The organism is Streptomyces sp. NPDC060064, assembly GCF_042736455.1.
Classification (GTDB): Bacteria; Actinomycetota; Actinomycetes; order Streptomycetales; family Streptomycetaceae; genus Streptomyces.
The window spans coordinates 110804-128526 of sequence record NZ_JBHWWF010000006.1 but is presented as its reverse complement, the minus strand read 5'-3'; the positions used below and the strand labels follow the sequence as shown (position 1 = coordinate 128526).

The 17723-nt window shown below is 69.8% G+C and carries 17 protein-coding genes and 2 pseudogenes; 8 read left to right on the top strand and 11 right to left on the bottom strand.

Annotated elements, in window-relative coordinates; all coding sequences use genetic code 11:
- Positions 1–43 precede the first annotated feature (43 nt).
- Together ACFWDI_RS10175 and ACFWDI_RS10170 are read left to right on the top strand one after the other, a co-directional pair.
- Positions 44–661 carry a hypothetical protein gene (locus tag ACFWDI_RS10175; protein WP_385302676.1) on the top strand — a complete coding sequence of 206 codons (618 nt, stop codon included), beginning with the start codon at positions 44–46 and terminating at the stop codon, positions 659–661.
- Positions 661–1125, top strand: coding sequence for a hypothetical protein (locus tag ACFWDI_RS10170; protein ID WP_385302675.1), 465 nt, complete (start codon positions 661–663; stop codon positions 1123–1125). Before ACFWDI_RS10175 ends, ACFWDI_RS10170 begins: the two co-directional genes overlap by 1 nt.
- 60 nt (positions 1126–1185) lie before the next feature.
- Here the strand turns inward: ACFWDI_RS10170 and ACFWDI_RS10165 are convergent, their stop codons facing one another.
- The 3 genes from ACFWDI_RS10165 to ACFWDI_RS10155 all read right to left on the bottom strand — a co-directional run bounded on the left by ACFWDI_RS10165 (position 1186) and on the right by ACFWDI_RS10155 (position 2548).
- Positions 1186–1500: an antibiotic biosynthesis monooxygenase family protein gene (locus ACFWDI_RS10165; RefSeq protein ID WP_385302673.1), complete on the bottom strand. Its 315-nt coding sequence runs from the start codon at positions 1498–1500 to the stop codon at positions 1186–1188.
- Positions 1501–1553: 53 nt separating this feature from the next.
- Positions 1554–1700: an antibiotic biosynthesis monooxygenase family protein gene (locus ACFWDI_RS10160; protein ID WP_385302890.1), complete on the bottom strand. Its 147-nt coding sequence runs from the start codon at positions 1698–1700 to the stop codon at positions 1554–1556.
- Between the two features lie 254 nt (positions 1701–1954).
- The gene (locus ACFWDI_RS10155) at positions 1955–2548 is read right to left on the bottom strand and encodes a TetR/AcrR family transcriptional regulator (RefSeq protein ID WP_385302670.1); all 594 of its coding nucleotides are present in this window, start codon (positions 2546–2548) and stop codon (positions 1955–1957) included.
- Positions 2549–2638: 90 nt separating this feature from the next.
- Between ACFWDI_RS10155 and ACFWDI_RS10150 the strand changes: the two genes are divergently transcribed.
- Positions 2639–3565 (top strand): alpha/beta fold hydrolase, encoded by a 927-nt coding sequence (locus tag ACFWDI_RS10150; protein WP_385302667.1) that lies wholly within the window; start codon positions 2639–2641, stop codon positions 3563–3565.
- Positions 3566–3664: 99 nt separating this feature from the next.
- Here the strand turns inward: ACFWDI_RS10150 and ACFWDI_RS10145 are convergent.
- The 3 genes and pseudogenes from ACFWDI_RS10145 to ACFWDI_RS10135 all read right to left on the bottom strand — a co-directional run.
- Positions 3665–3796 (bottom strand): annotated as a pseudogene (locus tag ACFWDI_RS10145) (antibiotic biosynthesis monooxygenase family protein); the annotation flags it as partial.
- Positions 3797–3891: 95 nt separating this feature from the next.
- Positions 3892–4572: an O-methyltransferase gene (locus tag ACFWDI_RS10140; protein WP_385302666.1), complete on the bottom strand. Its 681-nt coding sequence runs from the start codon at positions 4570–4572 to the stop codon at positions 3892–3894.
- Between the two features lie 15 nt (positions 4573–4587).
- Positions 4588–5736, bottom strand: coding sequence for a DUF2330 domain-containing protein (locus ACFWDI_RS10135; protein ID WP_385302664.1), 1149 nt, complete (start codon positions 5734–5736; stop codon positions 4588–4590).
- 227 nt (positions 5737–5963) lie between these two features.
- On the opposite strand from ACFWDI_RS10135, the gene ACFWDI_RS10130 reads away from it, so the two are divergent.
- From ACFWDI_RS10130 to ACFWDI_RS10120, 3 genes are all read left to right on the top strand, one after another.
- Complete coding sequence (locus tag ACFWDI_RS10130) at positions 5964–7985, top strand: bifunctional glycosyltransferase 87/phosphatase PAP2 family protein (RefSeq protein WP_385302662.1); 2022 nt, start codon at positions 5964–5966, stop codon at positions 7983–7985.
- Positions 7986–8197: 212 nt separating this feature from the next.
- Positions 8198–9046, top strand: coding sequence for a Scr1 family TA system antitoxin-like transcriptional regulator (locus ACFWDI_RS10125; RefSeq protein WP_385302659.1), 849 nt, complete (start codon positions 8198–8200; stop codon positions 9044–9046).
- Positions 9006–9281 carry a DUF397 domain-containing protein gene (locus tag ACFWDI_RS10120; protein WP_385302657.1) on the top strand — a complete coding sequence of 92 codons (276 nt, stop codon included), beginning with the start codon at positions 9006–9008 and terminating at the stop codon, positions 9279–9281. The genes ACFWDI_RS10125 and ACFWDI_RS10120 overlap by 41 nt, the downstream gene beginning before the upstream one ends.
- Positions 9282–9413: 132 nt before the next feature.
- On the opposite strand, the gene ACFWDI_RS10115 is transcribed toward ACFWDI_RS10120, so the two are convergent.
- Positions 9414–10670, bottom strand: coding sequence for a cytochrome P450 (locus ACFWDI_RS10115; RefSeq protein WP_385302655.1), 1257 nt, complete (start codon positions 10668–10670; stop codon positions 9414–9416).
- A 296-nt stretch (positions 10671–10966) separates the two neighbouring features.
- Here ACFWDI_RS10115 and ACFWDI_RS10110 point away from each other — a divergent pair, with 296 nt between their 5' ends.
- Together ACFWDI_RS10110 and ACFWDI_RS10105 are read left to right on the top strand one after the other, a co-directional pair.
- A complete protein-coding gene (locus ACFWDI_RS10110) occupies positions 10967–12136 on the top strand; it encodes a steroid 3-ketoacyl-CoA thiolase (protein WP_385302653.1) in 1170 nt (389 codons plus the stop codon).
- Between the two features lie 77 nt (positions 12137–12213).
- Positions 12214–12915, top strand: a complete 702-nt coding sequence (locus tag ACFWDI_RS10105) for an alpha/beta fold hydrolase (RefSeq protein WP_385302651.1) — start codon at positions 12214–12216, stop codon at positions 12913–12915.
- Between the two features lie 144 nt (positions 12916–13059).
- On the opposite strand, the gene ACFWDI_RS10100 is transcribed toward ACFWDI_RS10105, so the two are convergent.
- From ACFWDI_RS10100 to ACFWDI_RS10085, 4 genes and pseudogenes are all read right to left on the bottom strand, one after another.
- Positions 13060–13485: a transglycosylase SLT domain-containing protein gene (locus tag ACFWDI_RS10100; RefSeq protein WP_385302649.1), complete on the bottom strand. Its 426-nt coding sequence runs from the start codon at positions 13483–13485 to the stop codon at positions 13060–13062.
- Positions 13486–13801: 316 nt separating this feature from the next.
- Positions 13802–14668: an ECF transporter S component gene (locus ACFWDI_RS10095; protein ID WP_385302647.1), complete on the bottom strand. Its 867-nt coding sequence runs from the start codon at positions 14666–14668 to the stop codon at positions 13802–13804.
- Positions 14632–16314, bottom strand: coding sequence for an ABC transporter ATP-binding protein (locus ACFWDI_RS10090; RefSeq protein ID WP_385302646.1), 1683 nt, complete (start codon positions 16312–16314; stop codon positions 14632–14634). Before ACFWDI_RS10090 ends, ACFWDI_RS10095 begins: the two co-directional genes overlap by 37 nt.
- Positions 16311–17524: pseudogene (locus ACFWDI_RS10085) on the bottom strand (energy-coupling factor transporter transmembrane component T). The gene ACFWDI_RS10090 and the pseudogene ACFWDI_RS10085 overlap by 4 nt, the downstream one beginning before the upstream one ends.
- Positions 17525–17723 lie beyond the last annotated feature (199 nt).

Sequence of the window (17723 nt, the reverse complement as noted above, 5' to 3'; positions counted from 1 at the left end):
CAACCGAGTCGAATACACCGAGTCGTGAACAGGGAAGGCAGCCATGTCCACAGTCCTGATCGTCGTCGCTCTGGTAGCGGTGTTCGCGATCGTCGTCGCCGCGGTGCTCTACGCGGGACCGGGCAGGGGAGGCGGCCGGCGGGGGCTGAAGCGGCGGTTCGGCCCCGAGTACGACCTGGCCCTCACCCGCCACGACGGCGACACCAAGGCCGCGGCACGTGAACTGAACGAGCGCGTCAAGCGCCACGGCGATCTGAGGCCGCAGCCGCTGGCGAACGAGACACGTGAGCTGTACCTCGCCCAGTGGGCCGGTCTCCAGGAGCGCTTCGTCGACTCACCGGTCAAGGCGGTCGCCGAGGCGGACCAGCTGCTGGCGCGGCTGGCGGCGGAGCGGGGCTTCCCCGAGGCCGCACAGTACGAGGAGCAGCTCGCCGCGCTCTCCGTGCATCACGCGGAACACGTGGGCGGCTACCGCCGGGTGCACCGCGCGACGCGCGGACAGTCGAGCACGGAGGAGCTGCGTGAGGCGATGGTCGAGAGCCGTGCGCTCTTCGAGGCCCTGGTCCACGCCCGTCCCGAGGACCCCCTCGCGCACCGTGCCGGTGCGGTGGTGCGTGGCGGGCGCGGGCATCTGCTGAAGCCGAAGGGGAGTGGCGCGTGATGACGTACGAAGCGGAGCGGGCCAAGACGCCCGAGCGGGCCGAACATCCCGAGCGTTCCCAGGGCCTTGAGGGCCTTGAGGGCTTTGAGCGACCTGAGCACCTCGAGGACGTCGAAGGCCTCGAAGGCCTCGAAGGCCTCGAGAACACCGAAGACCGCGAGCCTCGCGGCCGTACCCCGTCGCGGCAGCTGATCCCGCAGGACGAGCGCGACAAGCTGACGCTGCGGCTGCAGCAGTCCCTCGGCGGCTTCGTCGACGGGCCGCGGCACGCGGTCGAGGAAGCGGCCGCGGTACTGGAGGACACCGCCGACCGCATCACGATCGCCCTCACCGAACGGCGTCAAGCGCTCCGTGCCGACTGGGACGGCGGGAACGAGCGCCGCCCGGCGGAGGCGGACACAGAGGAGCTGCGGGTCGCCCTGCGCGCGTACCGCGAGGTGACGGAGCGGCTGCTGCGGATCTAGATCGTGACCGGAGGCCCGGGTGTTGGGCCTGGGGGTTGGGTCCGAATACGGGGCCTGGGCTCAGGCCTTCGGGGAGGCCTGCTGCACCACCTCAAAGGACCACAGTGTTGAGCCACTTGCGGCAGGCTTCGGTCGATCGCCGCCGCCCTGGTGGGCTTCCTTCATCGGGCCCGCCATCCACGCTTGGAACGACTCTTCGTCGCGCCAACGTGTGTACACCAGGTAGCTGTCAGTGCCTTCGACAGGGCGGAGAAGTTCGAACCACTCGAACCCGTCGGAGTTCTCGACCGCGTGCGCGCGGGAGGCGAACCGCTTCTCCAAGGTCTCCCGCTGCTCGGCGGGGACCGTCAGTACGTTGATCTTGACTACGCTCATGGCACCATCCTGCCGCACGGTCCGTCAGGAGTGCGTGAGCGCTTGGTGGTACATCAACGAACCTGTTGCGGGCGCAGCAGCTCGAACCACTCGAAGCCGTCGGAGTTCTCCACCGAGCCCGCGCGGGCCGCGAAGCGCTTCTCCAGCACCTCGCGCTGTTCCTCAGGGACGGTCAGCACATTGAGGCCCTGGATGCCCAGCTCATTGGGGGCGCCCAGAAGGGCGCTGAGGAAGCCGTGTACAGCGGCGTGGACCCTAAGAGGAACCCTGGAGCATCCGACCCAAGCGTCGGGCCCCAGCCATACCCACACATCGACAGGCAGCGACAACCATCGCCCAACGAATCAGCCCAGCTCAGCCGACCCCAACCGAAACAGCGAGGCTGGAGCGCACGTTTCAGTGCATTTGATCGTTGACCCGGGTGTGCCGCTGAGAACGGTCCAAGAGGCAGGCTCTAGCCCCGGCTGTGCAAAGCCTGCGAGAGCGCGCTCATGCTGATGTCGACGATCGTGCGGAGCTGCTTCTGGCTCGCCCCGGCCCTGCTCATCACGGCAAGCGACTGGTTGACCGCCGTGATGTGAGTGGCGTAGTTCTCGGCGTTGCCCTCGGCCAACTCCGCGGTGTTCAAGGCGGTCCGCAGCCGCGCACGCTGAAGCCCCACAGCTTTGATCGCACGCGTGGCGATAGCGGGGCTGAGTACTGGTGTCGCCATCGCGGTCTGAGCGACCAGACATCCGTCCGGCACGTCGGGGTCGGCGATGCGGTGGAGCGTGACCTCGAAAAACGCCTGTATCGCCCGCAGCGGTTCCCCGGACGCACCGGAGGAAAGCGCCTGGTCGTACCTGTCTCCATACCGGACGGCGTAGCGGTCCAGGCAGCGCAGGTAGAGCGAGTCTTTGTCGCCGAACGAGGAGTAGATGGAACTTCGGTTCAATCCGGTCGCCCTGGAGAGGTCGTCGAGCGAGGTGTCGGCGTACCCGGCCCGCCAGAACTGGACCATCGCCGCGTCGAGCACGATGTCCAGGTCGAACTGCTTCTTCCCGGCCATCCCGCATGCACCCCGTTCTTGAGCCAGTCCATCGTGGCCTTGCCCATCCTATCTTGAACTGAACAGTCCAATATGTGTTAAACATGAGGCGTGACCGACGCCGCCCCAAACCAGAGCCACGTCCCCGGGCTGCCGCTGCGCGACCTCGCAGGCTTCACCCACCGCTGGGTCGACGCGGAAGGAATCCGGCTTCACGCCGTAGAAGGCGGTCGGTCGAGCGGCCCCACCGTCGTGCTGCTCGCCGGATTCCCGCAGACCTGGTGGGCTTGGCACAAGGCGATGCCGCGCCTTGCCGAGCGCTTCCACGTGATCGCGATCGACCTGCCGGGACAGGGCCACTCCGATCGTCCCCAAGGAAGCTACGACACTCACACCGTCGCTTCGCGCGTCCAGGCCGCGCTGACCGCGCTCAACGTGCCGAAGTACTGGCTCGTCGCCCACGACATCGGGGCCTGCGTCGCCTTCTCGCTCGCCCTGAGGTACCAAGACCGCCTGCACGGCGTCGCCCTGCTCGACGCCGGCATTCCCGGAATCACCCTCCCTGACGCCATCCCAACGGATCCCGAACGGGCCTGGAAGACCTTTCACTTGGCATTCCACCTGGTGCCCGAACTGCCCGAGACGCTGATCACCGGCCGCGAGCGTGACTACGTGGGCTGGTTCTTGAGGGTCAAGACACTGTCCCCGAACACGTTCGACAGCGCCGATGTCGACCACTACGCCGCCGCCATCGCAGCCGAGGGAGGGCTCCGAGCGTCTCTCGCCTACTTCCGCGACGCCGCGGAATCAGCGCGCAAAAACCAGGACACTCTCGCACGAGGGCACTTGACCATCCCGGTCCTGGGAATCTCCAGCTCCCACGGCTCGATCCCCGACATGGCCGCCTCCATCAGCCCCTGGGCAGAGAACGTGACCGGCGTCGTCATCCCGGAAGCCGGGCACTTCATTCCCGACGAGCAGCCCGACGCAACTGTGGACGCGTTGACCGCGTTCATCGATCACGCGCGTGTCGGGTAGAGCGTGTCAGGGCGTTCGCCAACACCAGATCCTCCGCACCCTCGCCGAACTGGCAGCAACGCCGTTCGGTCAGCCAGTGGTACATCAACGAACCTGTTGCGGGCGCAGCAGCTCGAAGCACTCGAAGCCGTCGGAGTTCTCCACCGAGCCCGCGCGGGCCGCGAAGCCCTTCTCCAGCACCTCGCGCTGTTCCTCAGGGACAGTCAGCACATTGATCTTCACGATGCTCATGCGGCCATCTTGCCGGACGGCCGCCGCTCACCGGCATGACGCACGGAACGGGCCGCGGCTGCCGCAACCGCCCGCCCCGCACGCATCGCCCCTCCTCAGGCCACCACGCGCGCCAGCAGGAACCCGTCGTACCCCTTCGTGCCCACCGTCTGTACCGCCGTCGCGCTCAGCCGCGGCTCCCGCGCCACCAGTTCGTACATCTCCCGCGTGCCCACGATCGCCGGGCTCGTGTTGTCCGCGTCCACCACCGCGCCGCCCCGCACCGCGTTGTCCACGATGATCACGCTGCCCGGGCGGGTCAGCTTCAGCGCCCACTCCACGTAGCGCGGGTTGTTCTCCTTGTCCGCGTCGATGAAGACCAGGTCGAACGGGCCCGCGCCCGGTTCCGTCGCCAGCTTCGGCAGCGTCTCCAGCGCCGCGCCCGTCCTGACCTCCGCGATCTTGTCGAGGCCGGCGTGGGCGAGATTCGCCCGGGCCACCTCCGCGTGCGCGGGGCTGTACTCCAGCGAGATCAGCCTGCCTTCCGCGGGCAGCGCCCTGGCCAGCCAGATCGTGCTGTAGCCGCCCAGCGTGCCGATCTCGAGCACCGTGCGCGCGCCCTGCATCTGGGCCAGCAGATGCAGCAGCTTGCCCTGGTTCGGGGCAACGGCGATCGCGGGCAGGCCGGCTGCCTCGCTCGCCGCCAGGGCGGCGGTCAGGGCTTCGTCGGCCGGGACGAGGCGGTCGGTGATGTAGTGGTCCACGGCGGACCACCGGTCCTGGTTCTCCTGAGTCATACGACCCAACCTATTTCAGGCGATCGGTGGCGGCACTTGGATCGCCGGAGGTGGTACGACCGGACTGCGCCGCCGTGCCCGTACGCGCAGCAGCACCACTGCCACGAGAACCGCCAGGGCCCCGCCGACCGTCAGCAGCCACGCCGGGACACCGGCCACCGTCAACAGCTGGTTCTCGTACACCACCCGCCGGAAGGGGGTGTCCTTGTCCGTGGCGCGCAGTTCATGGTCGCCGTCGATCCGCTTGGGCTCCGGAAACTCCTGGTCCAGCGCCGTCAGGAAGGTCTCGCCGCCGCCCGTGAACCCGGAAAGCGCCGCGTTCGGCTCCACCTTCCCCGCGTACGTCACCTCCGGCGCGTCCCCACCGATCGAGCCGCGCGGCTCCATCCGGTGCGGCGCCAGCACGAACAGCCCCAGTGACTGCGCGGTCTTGGCCAGCCGCGACAGCCGCATCGGGTAGATGAGCCTGTCGCTGGCGAAGCGCAGCCGCAGCGGGTCGAGCGTGCCGCGCAGCACGGAGCCCGCCGTCTCGGGGGCCAGGCGCACCGCCACGTACTCCCACTTCTGCTCGACGTACGGCTTCAACTCGCCCGCGAGACCGTCCGGCAGCTCGAAGCCGTTCCGCTCCAGCCAGCCGCGCAGCGCGCCGGGATCGGTCGCCGTCAGCCGTGCGACATCGAAGTCGCCGAGGCGTTCGCGGCCGACCACACCCACCGCCGGCGCACCGGCCGCGGGGGCCGGTGCGCCCGCGGAGTCGCCGGACGTGGTCAAGAAGGGCCAGTCGCCGCCGCGTGGCCAGAAGTAGTGCCGCGTCCGGTGCTCCGGCGCGATGATCGTCTCGAGCTCGCCGAAGAGCGCGTTGTCGCCGAGCTCGACCGTGGCACGGCTCGGCACCGGCATGATCCAGGCAGCCTTGGGAGCGTCCCCGTCGACCGTGAAGCGCATCAGGATCTGCTCCGTACGGCCGTCCCAACCGACCACCGACGTCTCCCGGTTGACGTACATATGGGACTGCTTGTCCGGCACCATCGCGCCGCATCCGCAGGCGTACGCCGGGCTGACCAGCGATCCGAGCTGCAACGCAAACAACGTGAGCACCACCAGCAGCAATCGCTGCCTCCGTGGCCCGCGCACCGGTGTCCTGTCTTGTATGTTCCCCCGCATGCCTCCTGTGACGGCGCCGCGGACCTCGCGGTTCCGCTGTCGTCGAACAAGATGGTCGAACGAGATATTCGGTCAAAACAGGGTGACAGTCAGGCGAAGAGGGGGTTGCCTGAGTCTCCTTCGTGGGGCAGTGCGAGGCTCTATGAACCGGGAGCAGCCCGGGACATGCAGCACCGGCGCACAGAACGTGAACCAGAAAAACACAACGTGGGGAGGCGCGGCGCGACGTGGCGAACGCGGAGCACAGCGTGCACGGAAGTGCGACGACGGATACGAGGATGGGCGCGGCCAGGGCCGCCCTGTGGCTCGTAGCGGCCGTCCTCGCGGTACGGCAGACAGCGGCAGTGCTCCGGCAGCCGCCCGGTGAGCGCCTCACCGACCTGGAGACCTGGATCGGCGAGAACGGCGTCCTGCATATGAAGGGCTCGCTGTACGACGCCGACAAGTTCACCGGTACGCCGTTCGCCGGACTCGTGCTGAAGCCACTGACCCGGGCCGCCGAGCAGGCGCTCGGCATCGCCTGGACCTTCGGCACACTGCTGCTCGTCGTCGTGCTCGGCCTGGTGGTCGCCCGCGCCCTGCCGGGACCCGTTTCGCGCCGCAGCGGCCTGCTCGCCGCGCCCATCGCCATCAGCCTGCTGATGCTCTCGCTGCCCGTGCGCAACAGCTTCTACCTGGGGCAGACCAGCATCATCCCGGTCCTGCTGGTGCTGCTGGGCTGCTTCGCGGCGCGCGGCGAGAGACCGTCCGGCGTGCTGATCGGCTTCGGCGCCGCCCTCCAGCCGACCGTGCTCCTCTTCGCTCCGCTGCTCTGGTTCACCGGCCGCAGACGCGCCGCCGTCACCTCGGCGGGCACCTTCGCCGCCTCCTCGGCGCTCGCCTGGGCCGCGCTGCCCAGCGACTCCTGGACGTACTGGGTGCACCATGTCGCGGGCGCCGGGCTCGGCGCCCGCCCGGACAGCCTGGCCAACCAGTCACTGCACGGCGCGCTGCTCCGCCTCGGCCTGGAGGGCCCGCTCGAGATCGCGCTCTATGTCGCGCTCGCCGCCGCGGTCTGCTTCTTCGGCCTGCGCCGTGCCGTCCGCTACGCCCAGGACGGGCAGCTGCTCCTCGCCGTCGCCCTGACCGGCTGTGTGGCCGTCGCCGTCTCGCCCACCGCCTGGCAGCACCAGTTGTTGTGGGTGCTCCTCGCGGTCGTCGGCCGGGTCGGCAAGCGCGCCTCGGACCGCATGCTGTGGCCCGTCCTGGTGATCCTCGCGATCACGCTGCCGGGGAACATGCTGCTGCCCAACATGGCGGTGCTGTACCCCGTACGCGAAAACGTCCTGCTGGTCGCCGCGCTGGCGGCGGCGGTTGCGGTGCCGTTCCTGCCGCGTAACTCGCCGTACTTCCGGCGGCCGGTGCCGACCGAGTACGCCCTGCCGCTCCCGGCCCGCTGGAGCGGGGTGCCGCTGCTGCCGTTCTGGCGGCGCGTGCTCAGCCGCCCGAACCTGCTGCTCGAACTGCTGGTGATCCGAGTCGGCTACTCCGTCTACTCGCAGATCCGCGCCGCCGCGACCGGCGGCGTGACCGCGGCCGAGGAGCACGGCCGGCAGGTCATCTCCGCCGAGCAGGCGCTCGGCATCGACGTCGAGCACTGGATCAACCACGCGGTGGTGAAGGCCGAGTGGGCCGAGGCCTTCTTCAACTTCTACTACTCGTCCTTCCACTTCGTGGTGCCGCTGACGATCCTCGGTGTGCTGTACGTCCGTCGCCCCGCCGACTACCGCTGGGCGCGCTCGTCGCTCGCCTTCGCGACGCTGCTGGCGCTGCTCGGGTTCTGGCTGTATCCGCTGGCCCCGCCGCGCCTGATGCCGGGCATGGACTTCATCGACACGGTGCACGGCCCGCAGGACCTCGCCAACCCGGACTACGGGGCGATGACGGCGGTCACCAACCAGTACGCGGCGATGCCGTCGCTGCATTTCGGCTGGTCGCTGTGGTGCGGACTGATTGTCCTGGTCCTGGCGCCGAAGCTGTGGATGAAGCTGCTCGGCCTGCTCCACCCGCTCTTCACGGTCTGCGCGATCGTGGCCACGGCCAACCACTGGGTACTGGACGCGGCGGGCGGCGCGGCGGTGGTGGGCGCGGGCTTCGGCCTGACCTACCTGCTGGCGGGCCGACGGCAACTGCGGGTGCCGGCGGGGGCGGTCCCGGCGGCGAGAGTGGACACCCAGGCGGAAGCACCGGTCCCGGCCGCACCGAAGTAGCCGCGCGCCCCAGGGGGTACGGGTCGTCCCCGCACCCCCTGGGATGGATCGTCGCGTTCAGACCAGGATCCGCCTGCGGGCGCTGTTCCGCCACTTGGGCGCCGAAATGCCATCGTTCACGGTACGAGCGTGGCGGCCGTTGACTACTCTCGGCTACGGACCGGACACAACGTGCCCTGCCGTTGGTGGAGTTGAACGAGGGGATGCCCGCCATGAGCCAAGTCAACGTCCTCGACCCGAGTGCGTCGCCGCTCGACTACTACGGCTACGAGCTGCGCCGCTACCGGGAGGCGGCCGGCCTCACGCAGAAGCAGTTGGGCGAGATCATCAACTACACGGGGTCGCTGGTCGGCCAGATCGAGACGGCGCGGAAGTTGCCGACGGCGGAGTTCAGCGAGCGGGTGGATGCGGCGCTGGGGACGGGCGGGATGCTCTCGCGGCTGCTGGGCCTGGTGTTGCGGAGCCAACTCCCGTCCTGGTTCCAGCAGGTGGCGGAGCTTGAGGCGCGGGCGACGGAGGCCTTCACCTTTCACACGCACCTGGTGCACGGGCTGCTTCAGACCGAGGCGTACGCGCGGGCCGTGCTCGGCACTCTGGACCGGACGAAGCTGGACGACCGCACGGCGGTCAGGCTCGCGCGGCAGCGCATCCTGGAGAAGGAGGAGCCGCCGGTGCTGTGGGCGGTCCTCGGGGAGGCGGTGTTGTATCAGGTGATCGGCGGCCCGAAGGTGATGCGGGGGCAGTTGGCCCATCTGCTGTCCTTCGAGAACCACCCGAAGGTGAATATCCAAGTGCTGCCGTACGCGACCGGAGCCCACGCCGGATTGACGGGCCCGTTCGATCTCTTCCGCTTTGCGGGCGATCCGGCCATCGTCTACACCGAGGGCTACGGAGTGGGGCATCCGACTGCCAACCCAGATACGGTCAAGGACTGTTCGCTCCGTTACGATCACCTCCAAGCTGCTGCCCTGTCCATCCAGGACTCGGCAAAGCTGATCCGGCAAGCGATGGAGGAACGCTATGGGGAGCAACCAGGACCTGACCCGCGCCCAGTGGCGTAAGTCCAGTCACAGCAGCGACCAGGGCGGCTCGTGCGTCGAGTGCGCTCCCCTCAACGGCGCCGCCTGGCGTAAGTCGAGCTACAGCGGTGACCAGGGCGGCGACTGCATCGAGTGCGCCGAGGCCCCCCACCTCGTCGCCGTACGCGACTCCAAGGACGTCACCCGCCCCGCGCTCCACCTCTCCCGCCCCGCCTTCGCGACCTTCGTCGCAGCGGCGGCTCGGGACGCTTTCTAGTCATTTCTCCATGGTGATCAAGCCGCGCTCCCTGCCGCAGGTGACCGGTCCCCTTACCGACTCACGCCCGCGCAACAGGGGGAGGCGGGGCGTGGCGTGGGGTGAGCGCCCCGCCTCCCACCGGCCCACAGGTCAACTGGTGCTGACCTGGAGTTCCTTGATGCCGTTCAGCCAGGCCGAACGCAGTCGGCGCGGGTCGCCCACCAGGCGCAGGTCCGGCAGAGCGTCCGCTATCGCGTTGAAGATCAGGTTGATCTCCATCACCGCGAGCGACTTGCCGAGGCAGAAGTGCGGGCCTCCGCCGCCGAAGCCGAGGTGTGGGTTCGGGTCGCGGGTGATGTTGAACTGCTCGGGCTCCTCGAAGACTTCGGGGTCGTTGTTCGCCGATGAGTAGAAGATCCCGACCCGGTCGCCCTTCTTGATCTGCCGGCCGCCCAGCTCCAGGTCCTGCGTGGCGGTGCGCTGGAAGGAGACCACGGGCGTCGCCCAGCGCACGATCTCCTCGGCCGCCGTCTCCGGCCGCTCCCGCTTGTAGAGCTCCCACTGCTCGGGATGCGTGAGAAACGCGTGCATACCGTGGCTGATCGCGTTCCTCGTCGTCTCATTGCCCGCGACCGCCAGCAGGATCACGAAGAAGCCGAACTCGTCGTTGGAGAGGTTGCCTTCGTCCTCCGCGGCGACCAGTTGGGACACGATGTCCTTGGCCGGACACTCCTTGCGGGCCGCGGCCAGATTCATCGAGTAGGAGACGATCTCCATCGCCGCCTCGGCGCCGATCTCCTCGGTGATCGCGTACTCGGGGTCGTCGTACCCCGCCATCTTGTTGGACCAGTCGAAGATCTTGGTGCGGTCCTCCTGCGGTACGCCGATGAGTTCCGCGATGGCCTGGAGCGGCAGTTCCACCGCGATATTGGTGACGAAGTCGAAGCTGCCGTCGTCCTTCGCGCCGGCCGGCGCGGTCTCGACGATCGAGCGGGCGCGGTTGCGCAGGGCCTCCTCCAGGGAGCGGATCGCCCGCGGGGTGAAGCCGCGCTGGACGATCTGGCGGACGCGGGTGTGCTCCGGCGGGTCCATGTTGAGCATGATCAGTTTCTGGACCTCGATCTGGTCGCGGCTGATCGTCTCGTTGAAGCGGATGACCGCGGTGTTGGTGTTGGAGGAGAAGAGTTCGGGGTGGGTGGAGACATGCTTGACGTCGGCGTGCCGGGTGACGGCCCAGTAGCCCTCGTCCTGGAAGCCGGAGATGCCGGCCGGCTGGGTGCACCACCAGACCGGGGCGGTCTGCCGCATCCGGGCGAACTCCGGGTGCGGGACGCGGGCTTGGAGGAGATCGGGATCGGTGAAGTCGAACCCTTCGGGCAGATGGGGGCAGTCCTTCGGCAGCTTCAAGGTCAACTCCAGGTCTGGCGGTGGTGTCGGTGACGCGGGTGGTCACGGAGGTGGTGACACGGCTTGTCTGACGACCCATCAGAAGTTGACCGAAAGGTAGTAACGAGTTCTACAAGTGGCAAGGGTCGCGGCGGGATCTGTTGCCGGTCGGGGGCGCCAGGGGTGCAGTAGTGCCGTGCAAGACCCTTGCGTACCGGGGGTAGCACTCATAAGACTGAACAGAGAACTAGAACGCGTACTAGTTCGGCTGCTGTGCGCCGGGACGCTCAGCGGCTGTGCGAGGAGAGGACGAGCTCATGGCCGCGGAACCCGTCATCGTCGAAGCCGTACGCACCCCCATCGGCAAGCGCTCAGGCGCGCTTGCCAATCTCCATCCCGCCTATCTGCTGGGCGAGACCTATCGCGAACTTCTCGGCCGCACCGGCATCCACGCCGACTGCGTCGAGCAGGTGGTGGGCGGCACCGTCACCCACGCCGGCGAACAGTCCATGAACCCCGCGCGCAACGCCTGGCTGGCGATGGGGCTTCCGTACGAGACCGCGGCCACGACCGTGGACTGCCAGTGCGGGTCCTCGCAGCAGGCCAGCCATATGGTCGCGAACATGATCTCGGCCGGTGTCATCGACATCGGCATCAGCTGCGGCGTCGAGGCGATGTCACGGGTGCCGCTGGGCAGCGGCTCCAAGCACGGACCGGGCAAGCCGTTCCCCGACGAGTGGAACGTGGATCTGCCCAATCAGTTCGAGGCGGCGGAGCGCATCGCGCGCAACCGCGGGCTGACGCGTGAACGGGTCGACTCCCTGGGGCTGGTGTCGCAGGAGCGGGCCGCCGCGGCATGGGCCGAGGAGCGCTTCAAACGCGAGACGTTCGCCGTGCAGGTGCCCACCACGGAGGAGGAACAGGCCGCGGGGCAGGGCATGTGGCGACTGGTCGACCGCGACGAGGGGCTGCGGGACACCAGCATGGAGGCGCTGGCAAGGCTGAAGCCGGTCATGCCGACGGCCGTGCACACCGCAGGCAACTCCTCGCAGATATCGGACGGTTCGGCCGCGATCATGTGGGCGTCCAAGCGGATGGCGCGTGCTCTGAAGCTGAGGCCGCGGGCCCGGATCGTCGCGCAGTCGCTGGTCGGCGCGGACCCGCACTACCACCTCGACGGGCCGATCGACGCCACGCGTGCCGTGCTCGGCAAGGCCGGGATGTCGCTCAAGGACATCGACCTGGTGGAGATCAACGAGGCGTTCGCGTCGGTGGTGCTGAGCTGGGCGCAGGTCTTCGAGCAGGACCTGGAGAAGGTCAATGTCAACGGTGGCGCGATCGCGCTCGGGCATCCGGTGGGAGCGACCGGGGCGCGGCTGATCACCACGGCCCTGCATGAACTGGAGCGCAGGGACAAGGAGTTCGCACTGATCACCATGTGCGCGGGCGGGGCGCTGGCGACCGGGACCATCATCCAGCGGCTGTAGGGCGTGTTTCGGAGGTGGGTTCCGGAGCGGTCGCGTTCCGGCGGCCGGTTGTCAGACCCCTCCGCTACGTTGCCACCATGACGGAATACGTACTGGTAGCAGGCGCGTGGCTCGGATCGTGGGCGTGGGACGAGGTGGTCCCGGAGCTGCGTGCGGCCGGGCACGGCACCCACCCTTTGACGCTGTCCGGCCTCGCCGACAAGCAGGGCGTGCCGGCCGGGCAGCAGACTCACGTACAGGACATCGTCAGCGAGGTCGAACGCCTCGATCTGCGCGACGTCGTCCTGGTCGGGCACAGCTACTCGGGCATCCCGGTCGGTCAGGCCGCCGAGCGGATCGGCGACCGGCTGGCCCGCGTGGTGTTCGTCGACTCCAACGTTCCGGCCGACGGCGAGTCGTTCGTTTCGGGCTGGCCGTACGGCCGGGCGATGGTGGAGGCATCGATTGCCGACAACGGGGGCTTCTGGGCGCCCTTGACCGCAGCCGACTGCGAAGGCCAGGGTCTCACCGGCGAGCAGATCGCACGGCTCGTGGGCGGCTCGACGCCGCACCCGGGCGCCACGCTGACCGAGCCGGCCGTGCTGGCGCGCCCGCTCGGCGAGCTTCCGGCGACGTACATCAAGTGCCTGCTCGACGGCGCCGAGCCGAACGACGACGTGGTGGAGCTGCTGAAGAGTGAGCACTGGCGGCTGGTCGAGATGGAGACCGGCCACTGGCCGATGTTCTCCCAGCCGCGCGAGCTGGCGCGGATTCTGCTCCGGTCAGGCGCGGAATCCTGAGATCCGCTGCACCCGGCCGCATACGGCACGAGGGCCCCGGTGCTCGACCAGCGAAAGGTCGACCACTTCGGGGCCTTCAGCCTTCAGGAACGCCGCCCAAGATCGTGGGCCGGTTCCCTGCGCTGGAGGAGGCTGCGGGCCGGATCAGTACCAACCCTGGGCCTGCCAGGAGGACCATGCGCCGCACGGGCTGCCGTAGCGGGACTTCATGTAGTCCAGGCCCCACTTGATCTGGGTGGCCGGGTTGGTCTTCCAGTCGGCGCCGGCGGACGCCATCTTGCCGCCGGGCAGCGCCTGGACGAGGCCGTACGCACCGCTGGACGGGTTGGTGGCGTTCACGTTCCAGCCGCTCTCGTGCTCCACGATCTTGCTGAAGCACTGGAACTGCGCGTCGTCCGCGATCATCTGCTGGGCGACCGCCTTCGGGGACCCGGTCTGCGTGGCGGGAGCGGCGGCGGCCGTGGCCGGGTTCATGCCGATCGCCATGCCGGCAGTGCCCAGGACAAGGGCGGAGCCGACGAGAGCGTTCTTCGGGCGGATGGCGATGCGGCTGATGAGCGAGCGGAACACAGAGCGACCTAACTCTCGGGAACAGGGCCGTCGCGGGCATGCCGGAATCTCGTACGTACGAGTGGGGATCCGGCCGCCTGGGAGGCACTGCGGCTCCGGTGAGGAGCACGGGGCGCCTTGCGACTGGATCAGTTGTAGCGGCGAGGTCAGCCCGTCGCAACGACCCTTGTTACTAGCCGAGCTCGCACCGGGGGTGGCACGGCCGAGGGCTTGACCGGAGAGGTTCCTGCAGGTGGCGGCCGCAATCGACGGGTCGCCATGACCACCAAAAAGGTACTATTCAGGCTCGTATCGGACTAAACCCCTGTGGGGCGGCTCACCCCGGAGGGACCCTGTCGGGGGTCTCGAATGTGACCTGCGCCTCGAAGGCGGCACGGCGTGTGGCTCGGCGCAGCGCCTTGAGGACCGTCGAGCCGATGGCGAGGGTCAGTACGACGGTGAGTACCGCCCGTCCGAGGTCCCAGCCGAAAGAGGTCGCCGCGCAGTAGGCGAGGAAGCGGACCAGGTTCTCCTGCACCGGATCGCCGGGGTGGAATGAGATGCCGGAGGAGAGGCCGCCGATGTATGTCCAGCCCTGAAGATTCATGACCGTGCCGTAGGCGAACGCGGCGACGGCCCCGTACACCGCGAGCATCAGCAGCTCGGCGCGGCCACGCAGCCGGTCCGGCCCCGGCAGCAGTCCCGCGCCCATCGTGAACCAGCCCATCGACAGCATCTGGAACGGCATCCACGGGCCGACGCCGCCGGTGAGCAGCGCGGACGCGAACATGGTGACCGAGCCGAGTACAAAGCCGAAGCCCGGTCCGAGCACGCGTCCGCTCAGCACCATCAGGAAGAACATGGGTTCCAGGCCCGCGGTGCCCGCGCCCAGCGGCCGCAGCGCGGCACCGACCGCGGCGAGGACTCCGAGCATCGCCACCGCCTTGGCGTCCATCCCGGTGTCGGAGATCGTCGCGACGACGACGGCCACGAGGAGCGGGAGCAGTGCGGCGAAGAGCCAGGGCGCGTCGGCGGAGTGGGCGAGCCCGGAGTCGGCGTCGGCGAGCAGCGGCCAGCCGAAGGCGATCACCCCGATCGCGCTGATCAGGGCGAGGGCAGCGATGGATCGGGGGCCGAGGCGTACGGCGCGGGCCTGTGTGGCGTGCTTCACAGGGCGTCCCTGACCTGGGCGATGGTCAGCCATTTCTGCGGGGCCAGGATCTTGGAGACCTGGGGCGCGAAGGCGGGCGAGGAGACCACGACCTCGGCGGTCGGGCCGTCCGCGACGACCTCGCCGTCGGCCAGGATCACCACCCGGTGCGCGAGGTCGGCGGCCAGCTCCACGTCGTGGGTGGCCAGGACGATGGCGTGCCCCTCGGCGGCCAGGCCTTTGAGGACGGTGACGAGCCGGGCCTTCGCGGCGTAGTCCAGACCCCGGGTCGGCTCGTCGAGGAGGAGGAGCGGCGGCCGCCCGGTGAGCACGATGGCCAGCGCCAGGGCGAGGCGCTGCCCCTCGGAGAGATCGCGGGGGTGCGTCGTGTCCGGTACGTCGGGCAGCAGCTCGGTCACCAGGGCGCGGCAGGAGCCGGGTGCGGCGCCCGCGTCGGCGTCGGCCGCCGCGCACTCGGCCGCCACCGTGTCCGCGTACAGCAGATCGCGCGGCTCCTGCGGAACGAGGCCGACCTGGCGGACCAGCTCGCGGGGGTGGGTGCGGTGGGGGGTGTGGCTGCCGACGAGGACGGTGCCGGAGGTGGGCTCGACCATGCCGACGAGGGTGGCGAGGAGGGTCGACTTTCCGGCGCCGTTGCGGCCCATGAGGGCGATGGCTTCGCCGGGGGCGACGGTGAGGTCGACGCGGCGGAGGGCCTCTACGCGGTCGCGGCGGACGGTGAGCGCGTGGGCCTCGGCGAGCGGACCGCCCGAGCCGGGGCCCCGCCCCTTCCAGAACCTGGGGCTCCGCCCCAGACCCCGCGCCTCAATCGCCGGCGGGGCTGACGTTGCCCCGGTTACGGGAAGGGGCGGGGTGGGGGAAAAACCCTCCAGGCGCTCCCGCAACGCACCGGCCCGACGCCGCGCGTCCCGTACCGACAACGGCAGCGGGTCCCAGCCCGCCAGGCGGCCCAGCGCCACGACCGGCGGGTGTACGGGCGAGACCGCCATGACTTCCGCCGGCGCCCCGATCACCGGGGACTCCCCGGGCCCGGGCAGCAGGATGACCTGGTCCGCGTACTGCACCACCCGCTCCAGGCGGTGCTCCGCCATCAGAACCGTCGTGCCGAGATCGTGGACCAGTCGCTGCAGGACCGCCAGCACCTCCTCCGCCGCCGCCGGGTCCAGCGCGGACGTCGGCTCGTCGAGCACGAGGACCCTGGGGTGCGGGGTCAGCACCGAGCCGATCGCGACGCGCTGCTGCTGTCCGCCGGAGAGCGTGGCGATCGGGCGGTCGCGCAGCTCCGTCAGCCCGAGGAGATCGAGCGTCTCCTCGACCCGGCGGCGCATCACCTCGGGGGCGAGGCCGAGCGACTCCATGCCGTACGCCAGCTCGTCCTCGACCGTGTCGGTGACGAAGTGGGCGAGCGGGTCCTGGCCCACCGTGCCGACGAGATCGGCGAGTTCGCGCGGCTTGTGGGTACGGGTGTCGCGGCCGTCGACGGTGACGCGGCCGCGCAGGGTGCCGCCGGTGAAGTGCGGGACCAGGCCCGAGACCGCACCCAGCAGTGTCGACTTGCCGACACCGGACGGCCCGACCAGTAGCACCAACTCGCCCTCGGGGACGGTCAGGTCGACACCGCTGATCGCGGGCGCACCGGCATCGCCGTACGTCACCGACACGTCTTCGAAGCGGATCACGGTTTCTCCTGCGAGGCGGGTACGGGCGCGATGAAGGCGGGCAGCAGTCCGATGAGGATGCTCGCGGCGGGCCAGAGGGGCAGTGTCGGCGCGGTCGGCGGTACGACGCCGGGGTGCAGCGCCTCCGGATCGTAGGTACCCGCCCGGATCATCAGGGCCGCGACGACCGCGCCGGATCCGGCCACCAGCCAGGACCGCGGGCCCCAGCGGTCGGGACGGTAGCGGGTGCGTACGGAGCGCCGGCCGCCGAGCCGGAGACCGGCGAGCGCGGCGAGGAGCCCGGCTATCAGGAGGGGCAGTCCGTACGCAGCGCCCTCCGCGGCGAGCAGTCCGTACGAACCGGCGCAGACGCCGAGGAGTCCGCCGAGCGTGAGGACGGTGGTGGTGCGGCGGACGGCGGGCGGGACGTGTGCGGTACGCCCGTAGCCGCGTGCGTCCATGGATGCCGCGACGGCGACCGACCGCTCGAGCGCGCCCTCCAGGACGGGCAGCCCGATCTGCACGATCGCCTTGATGCCGCCGGTGGGGCGGCCGCGCAGCCGGCGGGCGGTGCGCAGCCGGACCACGTCCGCGACCATGTTCGGCGCGAAGGTCATGGCGACCACGACGGCGACGCCGACCTCGTACAGGGCGCCCGGGAGGGACTTGAGTAGACGGGCGGGATTGGCGAGAGCGTTGGCCGCGCCGACGCAGATGAGGAGCGTGGCGAGCTTCGCGCCGTCGTACAGCGCGAAGAGCAGCTGCTCGGCGGAGACCCGGCCACCGATGCGTACGCCTCGCGCCCATTCGGGCAGCGGTACTTCGGGGAGGCTGAAGAGGACATGCGTCCCCGGGATCGGCGAGCCGAGGACGACCGAGAAGAGCACGCGGATGCCGATGACGAAGAGCCCGAGCTTGGCGAAGGCCCCGTACGAACGGGCCCAGGGCGCGTCGGTGCGCCGGGCGGCAACGACGTATCCGGCGACGCCGACGAGGAGCCCGAGGAGAAGCGGATTGGTGGTCCGCGACGCGGCGGTGGCAAGCCCAAGGGCCCAGAGCCACCAGGCCCCGGCATGCAGGGCGTTACTACGACTGGCGGCGGGCGCGAGGAGATACGACCTGCGGGGCGATGTGTCGTCGCCCTGGTGACCGGCCGACCGGGGCGAATTCCTGCGGTCCCGGCGGTCGGCGGTTTGTTGGGGTGTCGTGTCGTTCTGGCGGCCGGTGGCATGGGCCTGCGCCGGGTCGTCCCGGTGGTCGGCCGGTCGTTCCGGTGTCTCGCCGCTCCCGTGGTCGGCGGCTCGTGGCCGTGCGGCGCCGGTCGATCGGGACGGTCCGTCAACCGGGCGGTCGGCCGCCTGCCGTTGCGTCCCGTCGCCGTGACTGCCGTCCGCCTGCGGCGACGCCCCGTCAGCCCCGCGACCCGCCTC

Bases quoted from the DNA above. Each gene is read 5' to 3' on its own strand.
- ACFWDI_RS10105 (WP_385302651.1), top strand. From the start codon at position 12,214: ATGACGGAATACGTACTGGTAGCAGGCGCGTGGCTCGGATCGTGGGCG.
- ACFWDI_RS10170 (WP_385302675.1), top strand. From the start codon at position 661: ATGACGTACGAAGCGGAGCGGGCCAAGACGCCCGAGCGGGCCGAACAT.
- ACFWDI_RS10110 (WP_385302653.1), top strand. From the start codon at position 10,967: ATGGCCGCGGAACCCGTCATCGTCGAAGCCGTACGCACCCCCATCGGC.
- ACFWDI_RS10140 (WP_385302666.1), bottom strand. From the start codon at position 4,572: ATGACTCAGGAGAACCAGGACCGGTGGTCCGCCGTGGACCACTACATC.
- ACFWDI_RS10155 (WP_385302670.1), bottom strand. From the start codon at position 2,548: ATGGCCGGGAAGAAGCAGTTCGACCTGGACATCGTGCTCGACGCGGCG.
- ACFWDI_RS10125 (WP_385302659.1), top strand. From the start codon at position 8,198: ATGAGCCAAGTCAACGTCCTCGACCCGAGTGCGTCGCCGCTCGACTAC.
- ACFWDI_RS10135 (WP_385302664.1), bottom strand. From the start codon at position 5,736: ATGCGGGGGAACATACAAGACAGGACACCGGTGCGCGGGCCACGGAGG.
- ACFWDI_RS10095 (WP_385302647.1), bottom strand. From the start codon at position 14,668: ATGGCTGACCATCGCCCAGGTCAGGGACGCCCTGTGAAGCACGCCACA.
- ACFWDI_RS10165 (WP_385302673.1), bottom strand. From the start codon at position 1,500: ATGAGCGTAGTCAAGATCAACGTACTGACGGTCCCCGCCGAGCAGCGG.
- ACFWDI_RS10175 (WP_385302676.1), top strand. From the start codon at position 44: ATGTCCACAGTCCTGATCGTCGTCGCTCTGGTAGCGGTGTTCGCGATC.
- ACFWDI_RS10120 (WP_385302657.1), top strand. From the start codon at position 9,006: ATGGGGAGCAACCAGGACCTGACCCGCGCCCAGTGGCGTAAGTCCAGT.